The organism is Streptomyces sp. Ag109_O5-1, assembly GCF_003814875.1.
Classification (GTDB): domain Bacteria; phylum Actinomycetota; class Actinomycetes; order Streptomycetales; family Streptomycetaceae; genus Streptomyces; species Streptomyces sasae.
This window is the reverse complement of record NZ_RKQF01000002.1, coordinates 140,282-152,928: the sequence shown is the minus strand read 5'-3', so window position 1 is coordinate 152,928 and position 12,647 is coordinate 140,282. Positions and strand designations below refer to the sequence as shown.

Sequence of the window (12,647 nt, the reverse complement as noted above, 5' to 3'; positions counted from 1 at the left end):
GGCCACCTCGCACCGTTTTCCGTGCGGCGATCTTAGATGATTGACGACATTCAGTGAGATCTTTCAGCGCTGCCGTTGCAAGGCGAGGACGGCCGCGGAGATGGACGACATTCGATTCGGACTGCACCGGAACCTGCGGAAGATCCGCCACGACGTCAGTCGTGCACCGCCGCGTTCGACCGGCGCCCGTTGGGTGGACAGTGCTCGGTTGACTGCTTGCTGGGTGGGCGTGAGGTCGCGTCTTGGCAGGCGTCTGAGGAGTGTCGTCACCCACGGGCCGTCTCCCACGTAGGCACGGTCGGCGAGGACCGGAACGCCCTGGCGTTCGCGGATCCGGATGATCCGGTGGGCGCGGGCCGCAGTGAGGTCGTGCGTGCGGCCGTGCAGCGTCGGTGAGATCCAGAGCAGTCGTCCGGCCGGGTCGGTCACCACCCCGGTCAGGGCGTGGGGCCTGCACTCACCACGGTTGCCGCCGCCGGTTCGGCGTGCCCGAGCAAACCCCGGGCCGTCCGAACACGGTTACGGCTGCACCAGCCGTCGGTTCGGCTCCGAGTTTCCTTCGGAAAACGCGAACCCACGGCTTTTTACCAGGGAGCGCATGACATCCAGCGCCGTGCACGCGTCGCCAAGGCCACGGTGGCCACCGGTCAGCGGCAGGAAGTCCCGCAGGCCCTCCCAGTCACAACGCTTGCACGTGATACACCCCCAGGATCCGCGGCCGCTCAGGTGATGCGGATTGGCGCCCACGCGCTGGCAGTCGGCCACGGCAACGGTCTTGTCGTACTCCGCGTTGCAGGCGAGGATCTTCCATCCGCCGGTGACCCGCAGCACCTCTGGCAGCACCTGGTCCCACGTCGGCGCACCCGCGACCATCGCGTCACTCGCGCCATGAACGGCCAAGGCGCCGGAGGTCACCGGCGTCTGCGGATTGACCAGCGTCTCCAGGAGAACCTCCCCAGTGGCGGCATCCACCACCGCGACCTCCTTCACCCGCCCCACAGGTCATGCGTCTCGGCGTCCAGCAGGCAGGCCACGCCGGGCTGCAGCATCTGCCGCGCTCAGTGGATGGCCTCACCCTGCGCGCTGCGTAGTTGGATGCCGTCGGCGAAACGGGACGCGACCGGGTTGTTGACGAGTAGCGCGGCGATGTCGTCCCGCGACGGGGTGTCGTCCGGGCCCGGCTCCCCGTCGATGGGCCAGAGGTTGTCGAGGTTGGCGAAGCGCGTCCAGACCGGCAGGTCGAAGGTATCGCGCAGGTCGTCGACGAAGGCGCGGACGACAGCGGCCCGCTTCGGCGCCAGCTGGGCGAGGGCCCCGCACTGGGGACGGCCACCCGGGCTTGGTCGCCCGCACCGCCTCCCAGTCCACCCCGGGAATGCCCTTGAGAGCGTCCAGGTCCCTGGCCCGGAACATCGGTACCTCGACCACCTTCCGATCGACTCGGCCGCCCGACCACACCGTGCGGCGCTCGTGGCTGACCGGCGTCAGCCATCCGGCCTCGATGCAGTAGTTCAGGTCCGACGCCGGATCTCCGGGTGCTGCGCAGCCAGCTCAGGTCGCAGCATCCGCGCGGCCAGGACGTCCGCTGCCGGCGAGCCGCTCGGCGTCCTCAAGCGCCCACCGCCCGAACCGGCCAGGTGTGATGCCCTGGTCGTTGGCGGCCTTCTCGAACTCGGTCACCTCCCTGCCGCACCGGCCGGCCGCCTCATCCGTCCGGGCCGAGGCTAGAAGCCACGCGACCGCTCGGCCACGAGTCCCTCGAGCGCCGCGCACATCGCCGCGGTCGGGGAGCTCTTGTGCTTTGCTTTCCCACCTGTCTCCCGTTCGGAACCGACAATATGGCCTGAAGTAAGTCATACGAGAAATCAGGTCGCATTTTCTCAAGATTTGGGCGCCCGCCCCTGGCACGCTTTGGGGCGGCGCGGACGGCCCCTGCGGGCGGTCGCGCCAAAGCCTGCACAGTCGATCGGAAAGAGGGAGCAATGCGATCTTCTCTGGCCAGGGCACTCGTTGCCGCGACTGCCGTCGTCGGCATTGCCGCTGGAGGTCTTGCGGGTGCGAGTGCGAGCGTGGCGGCCCCCCAACAGGCCACCAAGCCCGCGGTCAGCAGCCGGCAGATCCTCGCGGTGAACAATCTCGGCCTGGACACAGCCCGGGCCAAGAACTGGCAGAGCTGCCTGAACGCCTGGCACTTCAACGCCGGTAACGAGGACGGACAACTGGGCACCAACAGCTGGATGGCGGCACAGAGGATGCTCAACGCCTGGGGCTACAACGCCGGTGACGTCGACGGAGTCGTCGGCCCCAACACGATCACGGCGCTGCAGAAGTTCCTCAACGCCGTCGGCGAGAACGCCGGCACCCCCGACGGGATCGCCGGACCGCAGACCAGGGCCGCGTTCTGGAATTACAACGCCACGGGCTGCTGAGCCGATCCCGCAGGGTGCGTCGTGCCGGTCGAGCAGCGAACCGGCTGCTCGACCGGCACGGAACCGGACGCCGGCTTCCGAGTCGAACTCACCGACTGCCCCGCCAGGATTTCGGGTTCAACCGATTCCACATAAGTGAACGGCTCACCTTTACACCTCGTTGAAACCACGCGACGCGTCGTAGATGTCAGCCTCGATAACGACCACGAAGAAGCCCGTCACGACGTAGTGGACCATTACGCGGTCTTCCCAGGCCACGCGCGTCACAGTGTCGGACCGGTAGGCTAGGTGACTGTCGGCGCCTTCCGGATCAGCTGTGATCCTGTCGACAAGCCGCAGGAACTTCTCCCGATCTGCGGTCGGCATGTAGTCACGGAACCGCACAACCTGCTCGGTGAACTGCACGCGTCTCTTCATCGAGCGGGATTCTATGGACACGGCGCAGGGCCCCGCATGGAATATCGGTGGGGGCTACGACGGCGGATCGGGCCAGTCGGGAGGTGGTGACGTAGCCGTCGTGGCGTGCTGGACCGCGCGCAAACCCCGTCTGTGTGCCGACATCCGAAGTGATGCCGCTGAGTGGCACCCTCTCCCGCGGTCGCGACCCCTCACGGGTGGATCGGGGGCAGTTTCCGGCGCTTTCGGCTGCGGTGACCGTTGCGGTACGTGTCCCGGTCGCGGGCCAGCAGGAGGTAGCCCACGATACTGAGTGCCGCACAGCAGCCGGCGAGGATGACGCCGAGTGGCTGGCGGTCACCGGTCAGAGAGTTTGCCGCATGTATCAACTGCGCTGCCCCGAGGGCGAGTCCGCCCCACCCCGCGAGGGTGCTGGCGCGCCTGCGGTGTTGCCGCCGGACGAACCACATGCCCATGGCAAGGCAGATGACACCACCAGCGCCGAAAGCCACCGCAATGAACATCCCCGCCTCCGGGGGGAAGCGTACCGGTCCGGAAGACGGAGCAGGAGTGCGCGCCGACGGTCACTTCGGGGGTGGTGGGCGGCGTGCCCGACAGATCACCTGAAGGCGGGGCGATGGTCAGCACTCCGGTGGGGAATCGTGACTACGGGGGTGGGGAATCATCTGACGCTGATCACACAGATCCTGGGGAATTTTCGGCTCTGTCGGCGATCTTGTGATGTCTCGCGGTTGAGCTGGGCATATAGCGGGTGTGCGATTCAGGGGGTTTGGGGCGGTTGCTACCGCATTTAGCTGATGTGGTGGTGGAGTCGGCCAGGCGTACCGCCGAGGGCGGTCACGTTACGTGCGTCCTGCTCGTCGTTGCCAGCGAGATGTACGGGGTGCCGGATGCCGTCATGGAGGGTGCACGGCCGCTACGTCCGCCGGTTGTCCGATGCGCCACTCGGCGGCGCGGCCGTCGTGATCGAGCTGACCGTGCGTCGGTTCAAATGCCTCAACTCGGCCTGTCCGGCAGTGACGTTCGCCGAGCAGATCCCCGGGCTGGCCAGCCCGCATGCCCGTTACACCCCACTGCTGCGCGCCGCGCTCACCTCCATCGCGCTCTTCCTGGCCGGACGCCCCGGGGCCAGGCTGGCCGCCGCGTTGAAGATCCGGGTCGGCAAGGACACGCTCCTCAACCTTCTGCGCGCGATACCCGACCCGCCTGACCAAGGCGTACGGGTCCTCGGTGTCGACGACTTCGCCCTGCTCAAAGGCAATACCTACGCCACCCTCCTGGTCGACTTGGAGGCCCGCCGCCCGCTCGATGTCCTGCCCGGTCGGGACGCCGATCCGCTGGCCGACTGGCTGCGTGGCCATCCCGAGGTGGCAGTCATCTGCCGCGATCGGGCCGGCGCATACGCCGAAGGCGCGCGTTCCGGCGCTCCCCAGGCACAACAGGTCGCGGACGCCTGGCACTTGTGGCGCAACCTCGCTGAGGCCGTGGAGAAGACCGTCGGCTCTCACCACCCGTGCATCCGGACCGCGTTCGCCACGCCCCCGGTCACTGAGGAGCCGCCCGTGAAGTCCCTGGTCACTGCGGTGCCGCCAGTCGAAGCCGAGCCGTTCGAACCACCCGACGGCACGCTCGATGTCCTGGGGAAACCGCGGCGGCTGGTCCCGCGCACGACGGAGCGGTACGAAGCAGCGCAACACCGGCTGGCTGCGGGGATGTCACTGTCCGCGATCCGCCGCGAGCTGCGGCTCGACCACTCCACCGTGCGGCGCTTCGCCCGCGCCCAGAGCCTGGACGAGCTCCTGGTCAAAGCCGTCAACCGCGCCTCGATCCTGGACATCCACAAGCCCTATCTGCACCAGCGGTGGAACGAGGGCTGCCACGACATTCCCCAGCTCCACCGCGAACTGCGCGAGCAGGGCTTCACCGGCGACATCCAGAGCGTGCGCCGCTACTTCCGCCCCTTCAAGAAGCCCCATAGCCCCAGGCCAAAGCACCCTTCGGCGCCGCAACCCAAACCGCGGCCGGCGCCCAAGCCCCGCCGAGTGGTGCGCTGGATCATGACGAACCCCGGACACCTCTCGGACGCCGATGCGACAGAGCTCAAGGAGATCAGGGCCGCTTGCCCGCACCTCGACGCTGTTGCACGCCACGTCCGCGCCTTCGCCGACATGATGCGCGACCTCCGCGGCGATCAACTCCCAGCCTGGATGGACCGGGTCACCCAGGACGAACTGCCCGCCCTGCACTCGCTGGTCAACGGCATACGCCGAGACTTCGACGCTGTCACCGCCGTCCTCAACAGCCCATGGAGTTCCGGCCAGGTTGAAGGCCATGTCTGCAGAGTCAAGCTCCTCAAGCGCATCGGGTTCGGCCGCGCCAAACTCGACCTGCTCCGCCAACGCATCCTGCACAGCCCATGATCCTGGCAGCGTCACAAGATCGCCGACAGAGCCCCCGAACCGGTGCAGTTCTGGCTGGCGAACCTGCCCTCCGGCATGCCGCTGGCCACTCTGGTGCGGCTCGCCAAGCTGCGCTGGCGCATCGAGCACGACTACCGCGAGATGAAACAGGCCCTGGGACTGGCCCACTTCGAGGGCCGCACCTGGAGCGGCTGGCACCACCACGTCACCCTCGTCTCCGCCGCCCACGCCTTCTGCACCCTGCGACGACTGGCACAAGACCCAAAAGGCGCGGCGCAGGACTGAGCCTCTACCAAGTGGTCCGCAAACTGCAGACCCTCCTCGCCACCTGGACCGGCGTCTGCCCCACCTGCCACCGCGACATACCCACACCACTACGAATCTGACCAAGCCCTACTAGCTTTGGACGCGGCCCACGGTCTGGCGGATGGCCGAGCGCGTGCCGCTCTGCTGCGCAACCTTGGCGAAGCCTTACGTGACGGCGGCAGTGACGTGGGCAGGGCCACGGAGTCCTTCAGGGAAGCGGTCGCTCTCCTCCAAAACTCGGGCGACGCACACGGCGGGAGCGACGCCCTGGGCAACCTAGTTGTTGCGGTTCAGGGCGTTGGTGACGGCGCATAGTGCTGGGCAAGACTGGTGGCGAGGTCGCGGAGGTGAGCCGTGGCTTCGGTGGGGCCGTGCACAGTGATGGCGCTCCCGAACGGCAGTAGTGCTCGCACGTCCTCCAGATGCAGGAAGCGGATTGTTACCTTGCGGCCGGTGGCGGATTCTTCATGGTCGTCCCGGACGAGTCGTAGGCCAAAGATCCGTTGCGCTCGCTCGATCTGGGTCTGGTCGATGGTGGCGCTGACCTCTATCGCGTGGTTGTTTTCCCACTGAGCAACGAGCGCTGCAGCGACGGTGGCCAGGGTCTGGCTCTCGCGGATCCGTCGTGGCTGGTCGACTTCTTTCCACGTCGTGATCCGTTCGAGTCGGTACATTCGTGGCACTCGGGCACAGTCGGCGACGAGGTACCAGATGCCGGCCTTGGCGAACAGCCCGTAGGGATCCACGACCAGGTCGCGTGGGCATGACTCGCGTGTGCTGTCGTACTCGATCCGTAGCCGGCGACCTCGCCGCACCGCGCCGATCAGCGAAGCCGGAGTCGTGCCGAAAGCTCGTGCCTGACGCCAGGGGCGGCTGTCCACGTGCACTACGTCGGTGAGCCGTAGGAGTTCATGAACTCGACGTGGCTGTGTAGCGGCAATCTTGGAGAGCGCGCGCTGGCTTTCGACCGATGCGTTGAGCTCCGCACGTTGCTTCTCATCCAGCCCGGTGAGCGACAGATGATCACGCTCGCCCGGTGTGAGTCGCGTGAGGTCGAGTCCGGATCCGGGCAGCATGGTCACGCCTCCGAGGCGGCCCCGGTGCGCGGTCACCGGCAGACCGGCGTCGCGGAGCCAGTTCAGATCTCGGGTGATGGTTCGAAGGGACACCCCGAGCGCTGAGGCGAGTTCCTGTGTGGTCACGGCATCCCTCGATTTGAGGAGGAGCATCAGGGTGAAGAAGCGGTCTGGGGTCACGCACCAATTTTTTCAGGAATTGCGACACGATGCGGCGCATATCCCGGTCAGGCTGGTGGATGCGTACCTACCTCCTGTGAGAAGGAACAGCCGTGACCACATCCGTCGTGTCCATCGTCTACGTGACCGATGCTCCCGCCGCAGCTCGCTTCTACGGCGACCTCCTCGGCATGGGCCCCTCGTTCGAGACTGCGGGATACATCACCTTCGACCTCGGGCCGGGCGCTGACCTCGGTCTGTGGTCCGGCCAGTTCGAGCGTCTGTCACCGGACGTCCCGCGCACCAGTGAGGTTTGCCTGGCCATCGACGGTGGACCCGACGAGGTCAGCGCGACCTTCGAGCAGTGGAAGTCCAAGGGGGTCACGATCCTGCGCGAGCCTCATGATGCGGGGTTCGGGCTGACCTTCCTCGCAGCCGATCCTGACGGGAACCGTATCCGCGTCGCACCGCAGGACTGAAAGGCCGCAATGCGGCAGGCGCGCACGACAGGTGTCGCGCCTGCCGTCGTCCGACTTCGAGAGGACGACGAGTGCCCCACGCGAAGGCGCCCCTGAGCGTCGAGGGCCGTAGGCGGCTCGTGAAGCGGTGCCAGACACGTCCCATCGCCCACGTCGCCGCTGAGCTTGGCATTTATCCTCGCTGGTCACTCGACCTGCTGATCTTGGTGTGTTCCTGAGACAGCAGGGCGGCCGTTCTTCACGCTTCGAGGTGTCGAGCAACGTCGCGTGAAGGAACGGCCGCTGGTGAAGAGTCTTGCCGCTGAACAGTCTGCTGAGGCCGCGTTGGGCATCCTGTCCCACTTTCGTGTCCAGTTCTACGACTGCCTTTACAGCCGTGCGGATGCGCTCTTCGAGCTCACCGACGCAGTGCTGTGTGCCGATGGTCCGGTCACCTCGCTGGTCGAGCTGACGCTCACGGCCGAGCACCGGCGCGGGCACGGGGCGATGTACGACGCGGTCAACCACGGCTGGCTGGAGCCGCGCCGCCTGCGCAGGCTGCTGGCCTCCACCCCGCTGCCGCGTGCCGCCGACGGGCGGATCGTCCTCGCCGTGGACGTGAGCAACTGGCTGCGCCCTGATGCCCCGACCAGTCCGGAGTTGCTGTTCTGCCATGTCTACGGGCGGGGCCGCAGCGCCGATCAGTTCATCCCCGGCTGGCCCTACTCCTTCGTGGCCGCTCTGGAAACAGGACGGACCTCCTGGACAGCCGTGCTGGACGCGATCCGGCTCGGGCCGGCCGACGACGCCACCGCAATCACCGCCGCCCAGCTGCGTGAGGTGGTCACCCGGCTGGTGCACGCCGGGCAGTGGCGGCCGGGCGATGAGGACATCCTCGTCGTCATGGACTCCGGCTACGACGTGACCCGCCTCGCCTACGTCCTGGCCGACCTGCCCGTCGAGCTGGTCGGCCGGCTGCGCTCGGACCGGGTCATGCTCCGGGATGCCGGGCCGCGTCGCTCCACCCCGCGTGGCGGGCAGCCCCGCAAGCACGGCGGGGTCCTCACCTTCTCCAACCCGGAGTCCTGGCACACCCCTGACCAGGCCACGACGTGCGACACCACCCGCTACGGCACGGCCGAAGCCCTCGCCTGGGACCGGATGCACCCCCGATTGCAGGCCCGTGGCCCCTGGCTCGACCACTGCGGTGAACTCCCTTTGATCCACGGCACGTTGATCCGTCTGAAGGTCGAGTACCTGCCTGGTGACCGCGACCCCAAGCCGGTGTGGCTGTGGTCCTCGCGCACCGGCATGACCGGCGAGGACGTCGACGTCCGCTGGCAGGCGTTCCTCCGCAGATTCGATCTTGAACATACCTTCCGGCTGTTCAAGCAGACCCTCGGCTGGACTGTCCCCAAGGTCCGCGATCCACACACGGCCGACCTGTGGACCTGGCTGATCATCGCCGCCCACACCCAACTCCGCCTTGCCCGGCCCCTCGCCGAGGACCTCCGCCGCCCCTGGGAACGGCCCTCCGAGCCGCGCCGGCTCACCCCTGCCCGGGTCCGCCGGGGGTTCCGCCACCTCCGCGTGAAAACCGCCCGTCCCGCCGACGTGCCCAGACCCTCCAAGCCAGGGCCCGGACGCCCACTCGGCTCGAAGAACCGCAGGCCAGCCCCACGTCACGAGCCGGGGAAGACCGTGAAACGAATCGAAACCCTCACCGAACACGTCCGCCTGAAACAGCAGCGAGGTTAATGATCAAGCTGAGACGGGTATCTCTCGCGCATGCACCGGCAAGTGGGTAAATCGCTGGCGGCTGCACGGTGATGCGGGATTGCAAGACCGGCCGTCGAGTCCGCACCGGAGTCCGAACGCGACTCCAGCAGGGGTCATCGAGCAGATCGAGTCCTGGCGCCGCGAGCACAAGTGGTCCGCGCAACGGATCACCGACGAACTTGTCAGTATCGGTTTTGTGATCGACCGGCGAACTGTCAGCCGACACCTGACCCGGCTCGGCCCCGGCAAACGCCGCTTCACCGACCCAGGCGGTGAGAACAACCGGAAGCCGGGGAAGATCACTGCCTGCCGGCCCGGACACATGGTGCTCCTGGACGTGAAGAAGGTCGGCCGGATCCCTGATGGCGGCGGGTGGCGGATCCATGGCCGGGACAGCGATCAGGCCAAGGTCGCCAGTCGGGCGAAGTCGGCCGGGGCGAAGCGTGGCTACGTCTACCTGCGCTCCGTCGTCGATGGTTTGTCACGGCTCGCCTACACAGAACCGCTCGGTGATGTGAAGGGCGCGACGGCTGCTGCTTTCCTTGCCCGGGCGAAGGTCTGGTTCGCCGCCCACGGCATCAACCACATCCACCGGGTCGTCACCGACAATGGCGCTTGCTACCGCTCCGGCGACTTTGCCCGCATCGTCGGGCAAGGCACCCGGCATCAGAGAACCAAGCCATACACACCTCGGAACAACGGGAAGGTGGAGCGCTACCAGCGCGTCACGGCCGCGGAAGTCCTCGTGTTCGCGCAGAAGATCGCGGTGCGGACCGAGGACGGCACGAACGAGCCCGTGGCGAGGGTCCACCACCACGTCGTATACCTACGACAGCGCAGACCGGCCGACCACCAGCGGCACGGTGTACGACGCCTTCGACCGCACCACGACCCAGGCGTCCGGTGCGACGATCGGCTACCACACCAACGATCTCGTCCGCCAGCAGACCTCCGGCACCAACCGGCAGATTTGGAACCGGGACGCGACCCGGCACCTGGACGCGACACTTCCTCCGTCCGCTACGGCTGGCTCGGCGGCAAGCAGCGTTCCAGCGAGACGGTCACCGGAGCCACCCTCATGGGCGTGCGCCTCTACGACCGCGCACGGGACGCTTCCTGTCCGTCGACCCCGTACCCGGCGGCAGCGCCAACGCGTACGAATACTGCGGAGGCGACCCGCTCGATCGCTACGACCTGGACGGGCGATTCTGGCGGGGCCTGTGGCACGGTGTCCGGAGAGTGCGTCGCTGGACAGTCAAGCATCGGTCGGGTATTGCCAGCTTCGCGGGTTATGTGTCCATCGGAGTGTGTGCCTTCACAGCAGGCGGCGGCTGCGCTATCGCGGGTGGAACAGCATTCGCTGCATCGGTGCACAAGAGCGGGTACGACAACGGAATATTCCAGCGACACAGCAGGCACAGGCGATGGAGAAGCTTTGCCGGGGGACTTGCTTGCGACTACGTATTCAGCAAGTTCCGAGGGCTGCATCACGGATTGACGCACAGCATCGGGTGGAGAACTGCAGCGGGGCGTAAACTCCGAGGACATCACGCGGCCTGGAGTGCCGCATGGCAATGGATCGGTGATCGATGACCATCCCCAACCTGGGCCCCCTGGAGTTTGTCTCAGGCGAGTGGATCGTCGGTGACTCGACCGCCCCCAAGAGCAAGTATTTCAAGCTCGATCGGAACGGACTCAGCTACTGGGTCCAGGGGGTGCGGGCCGAGACGATCCCGTGGTCGCGGTTCATGAACCTCGGCCTTTCGATCCAGGCCAGCCGGCTGAGCAACTCCGGAACACTCGCACGGATCACGGATCTGGCTCTCTCCCTCACGGGGAGCTCCCGCCACGGTGGAGGAGAGGCGTACTTCACCGCGACACTGCGAAGTCCCTATGAGGACTGGAATGCGCATTACACACGCGCCGCCACAAAATACGGCAGACGTGAAATCCGTCTGGCCCAAGCGTTTTTCGCGCAAGTGGTGAAGTGCGGACGCGCAGATAAGCTCGGAGACCCTCAATGGGTTGCCGCAGCGGTTGAAAAGATTGCAGGCATCACAGCCGAATCTCGAAACATCGACGGCGCCGTGGGGGAGATCGTAAGCAGCTAGTACTCCAGCAGCACTTTGACGTTTTCCCTGTTCAGGGGCGGTCTGGGTGAGTGTAGAGGGCTGATGACCGGCCTGTGATCTCTTTCCCGGGCCGCCCCTCGATCGTGTGCAGCCGCCGCTGATAGTGGCAGCGGCGAGCGACCGCTTGGCGTCGTCTGCGCCAGTGTGACCATCTCAGTGCGCGTGCACTGATGAGGGGCTGGTGAGCGGCGAGGGGTGAGTGGCCAGTTGCCAGGAGCCGCCGAACTTCTGCCACGGTGAGGGGCGCAAGGCAGGAACCGTTTCTGCTGCCCCTTTTGCCGCGGCGTCGGCGGCCATGGCGGCCAGGAACGCATGCGCCAGTATGGCCAGCGTGATGTGCCGCATCCAGCCGGTATAGCGGCGGACTTCGTACTGGTCGAGGCCGCACTCGTTCTTCGCGGCCTGGAAGGCTTCCTCGATGGCCCAGCGCGTCCCGGCGACGCGGACCAGACGCTCGACCGTGGTGCCGAGCGGTGCGTAACAGAGGTAGCAGGCGATCTCCTCGGGCTTGCTGATGCTGCGGCGGGCCAGTGCCCACCGCTGGTGGGTGGGCATCTCGCCGTCGAAGTCCTCGATGGAGGTGATCTGCAGGGCGGCCCAGTGGTAGAAGCGCGGGCCCTTGGCGCCGTCACCGCACGAACGTTGCTCCCACGCTTCCTCGGGTGCCTGGGAGAAGAGGTGGTCGATGCGTCCGAAGTGGGGCACCTGCTGAGACTTGGGGACCGCGAGCACATAGCCCAGGCCGGTCTCCTCCAGCATGCGGCGCAGCCGCCACTCCTGGCCGTAGGCGGCGTCCGCGGTCACCCAGGCGATCGGCAGCGGCGAGGCGATCGCCCGCAGCACCATGGCCTTGGCCAGGTCGGGTTTGGTGGCGAAGGTCCGCTCGTTGGGGATGTGCGCGGCGCGGCATCGGTCGCGGTCGTCGGTCCAGGACTTGGGCAGGTACAACGCGCGGTCGACCAGGGCGCGTCCGCGGGTGGTGGCGTAGGCGGCGAACACGCCGATCTGGCAGTTCTCGGTGCGGCCGGCGGTGCCGGAGTATTGGCGCTGCACACCGGCCGAGGTGGTGCCCTTCTTGAGGAAGCCGGTGTCGTCGAGGATGAGGATTCCGTCGGGCTCGCCGAGCCGTTCGGCTACGTAGTGCTGGCGGTCGTCGCGGAGTTCGTCGGCGTCCCAGCGTGCGCCGTTAAGGAGCCGCTGGAGACGGTCGGGTGTGCGGTGTCCGGCGTACTCGGCCAGCTGCCAGCCGTTCTTTCGGCCGACCGGGCCCAGGAGTCCACGGACGTAGTCACGCATCCTGCGACGCGGCTCGACACGCCTGAAGCGGTGGCCGGTACGCAGGAACAGTTCCTCGAGTTCGTCGTTCCAGATCTCAACTGCACGCTCGTCGATCACGTCGGGAGGCTGCCCGGACCGCTGCCACTATCAGCGGCGGCTGCACACGATCGAGGGGCGGCCCGGGAAAGAGATC

At 67.1% G+C, this 12,647-nt stretch carries 11 protein-coding genes and 5 pseudogenes; 8 read left to right on the top strand and 8 right to left on the bottom strand.

Annotated elements, in window-relative coordinates; genetic code table 11:
• Nucleotides 1-63 precede the first annotated feature (63 nt).
• From EDD90_RS53980 to EDD90_RS58350, 3 genes and pseudogenes are all read right to left on the bottom strand, one after another.
• Nucleotides 64-432: pseudogene (locus EDD90_RS53980) on the bottom strand (transposase family protein); the annotation flags it as partial.
• Between the two features lie 87 nt (nucleotides 433-519).
• Nucleotides 520-975, bottom strand: coding sequence for a 3'-5' exonuclease (locus tag EDD90_RS53975; RefSeq protein ID WP_185149733.1), 456 nt, complete (start codon nucleotides 973-975; stop codon nucleotides 520-522).
• A gap of 576 nt (nucleotides 976-1,551) precedes the next feature.
• Nucleotides 1,552-1,680 carry a hypothetical protein gene (locus EDD90_RS58350; RefSeq protein ID WP_260328858.1) on the bottom strand — a complete coding sequence of 43 codons (129 nt, stop codon included), beginning with the start codon at nucleotides 1,678-1,680 and terminating at the stop codon, nucleotides 1,552-1,554.
• Between the two features lie 302 nt (nucleotides 1,681-1,982).
• Here EDD90_RS58350 and EDD90_RS53970 point away from each other — a divergent pair, with 302 nt between their 5' ends.
• Nucleotides 1,983-2,429, top strand: a complete 447-nt coding sequence (locus EDD90_RS53970; RefSeq protein WP_123982721.1) for a peptidoglycan-binding protein — start codon at nucleotides 1,983-1,985, stop codon at nucleotides 2,427-2,429.
• A 150-nt stretch (nucleotides 2,430-2,579) separates the two neighbouring features.
• On the opposite strand, the gene EDD90_RS53965 is transcribed toward EDD90_RS53970, so the two are convergent.
• Together EDD90_RS53965 and EDD90_RS53960 are read right to left on the bottom strand one after the other, a co-directional pair.
• Nucleotides 2,580-2,834, bottom strand: coding sequence for a hypothetical protein (locus EDD90_RS53965; protein WP_123982719.1), 255 nt, complete (start codon nucleotides 2,832-2,834; stop codon nucleotides 2,580-2,582).
• 203 nt (nucleotides 2,835-3,037) lie between these two features.
• A complete protein-coding gene (locus tag EDD90_RS53960) occupies nucleotides 3,038-3,337 on the bottom strand; it encodes a hypothetical protein (RefSeq protein WP_123982717.1) in 300 nt (99 codons plus the stop codon).
• A 306-nt stretch (nucleotides 3,338-3,643) separates the two neighbouring features.
• Between EDD90_RS53960 and EDD90_RS53955 the strand changes: the two genes are divergently transcribed.
• Both EDD90_RS53955 and EDD90_RS53950 read left to right on the top strand, forming a co-directional pair.
• A complete protein-coding gene (locus EDD90_RS53955) occupies nucleotides 3,644-5,266 on the top strand; it encodes an ISL3 family transposase (RefSeq protein WP_123982715.1) in 1,623 nt (540 codons plus the stop codon).
• A gap of 45 nt (nucleotides 5,267-5,311) precedes the next feature.
• Nucleotides 5,312-5,551, top strand: a pseudogene (locus EDD90_RS53950) (transposase); the annotation flags it as partial.
• 311 nt (nucleotides 5,552-5,862) lie between these two features.
• Here the strand turns inward: EDD90_RS53950 and EDD90_RS53945 are convergent.
• A complete protein-coding gene (locus EDD90_RS53945) occupies nucleotides 5,863-6,828 on the bottom strand; it encodes a YafY family protein (protein ID WP_123982712.1) in 966 nt (321 codons plus the stop codon).
• Nucleotides 6,829-6,920: 92 nt separating this feature from the next.
• Between EDD90_RS53945 and EDD90_RS53940 the strand changes: the two genes are divergently transcribed.
• The 4 genes and pseudogenes from EDD90_RS53940 to EDD90_RS59395 all read left to right on the top strand — a co-directional run.
• Nucleotides 6,921-7,286: a VOC family protein gene (locus EDD90_RS53940; protein WP_123982711.1), complete on the top strand. Its 366-nt coding sequence runs from the start codon at nucleotides 6,921-6,923 to the stop codon at nucleotides 7,284-7,286.
• Nucleotides 7,287-7,357: 71 nt separating this feature from the next.
• Nucleotides 7,358-7,459 (top strand): annotated as a pseudogene (locus EDD90_RS53935) (IS481 family transposase); the annotation flags it as partial.
• 151 nt (nucleotides 7,460-7,610) lie between these two features.
• Entirely contained in the window at nucleotides 7,611-9,023 is a 1,413-nt protein-coding gene (locus EDD90_RS53930; RefSeq protein ID WP_221305243.1) for an NF041680 family putative transposase, read from the top strand.
• 19 nt (nucleotides 9,024-9,042) lie between these two features.
• A pseudogene (locus tag EDD90_RS59395) lies at nucleotides 9,043-9,261 on the top strand (helix-turn-helix domain-containing protein); the annotation flags it as partial.
• A gap of 264 nt (nucleotides 9,262-9,525) precedes the next feature.
• Here the strand turns inward: EDD90_RS59395 and EDD90_RS59390 are convergent.
• Nucleotides 9,526-9,861 (bottom strand): hypothetical protein, encoded by a 336-nt coding sequence (locus EDD90_RS59390; RefSeq protein WP_398928997.1) that lies wholly within the window; start codon nucleotides 9,859-9,861, stop codon nucleotides 9,526-9,528.
• Nucleotides 9,862-10,633: 772 nt separating this feature from the next.
• Here EDD90_RS59390 and EDD90_RS53915 point away from each other — a divergent pair.
• Entirely contained in the window at nucleotides 10,634-11,155 is a 522-nt protein-coding gene (locus tag EDD90_RS53915) for a hypothetical protein (RefSeq protein ID WP_123982709.1), read from the top strand.
• A gap of 282 nt (nucleotides 11,156-11,437) precedes the next feature.
• Here EDD90_RS53915 and EDD90_RS53910 read toward each other — a convergent pair.
• A pseudogene (locus tag EDD90_RS53910) lies at nucleotides 11,438-12,568 on the bottom strand (IS701 family transposase); the annotation flags it as partial.
• Between the last annotated feature and the right edge of the window lie 79 nt (nucleotides 12,569-12,647).

What these genes read in the sequence shown, in the direction of transcription:
- EDD90_RS53970 (WP_123982721.1), top strand. Translation starts at nt 1,983, where the DNA reads ATGCGATCTTCTCTGGCCAGGGCACTCGTTGCCGCGACTGCCGTCGTC.
- EDD90_RS53955 (WP_123982715.1), top strand. Translation starts at nt 3,644, where the DNA reads ATGTGGTGGTGGAGTCGGCCAGGCGTACCGCCGAGGGCGGTCACGTTA.
- EDD90_RS53915 (WP_123982709.1), top strand. Translation starts at nt 10,634, where the DNA reads ATGACCATCCCCAACCTGGGCCCCCTGGAGTTTGTCTCAGGCGAGTGG.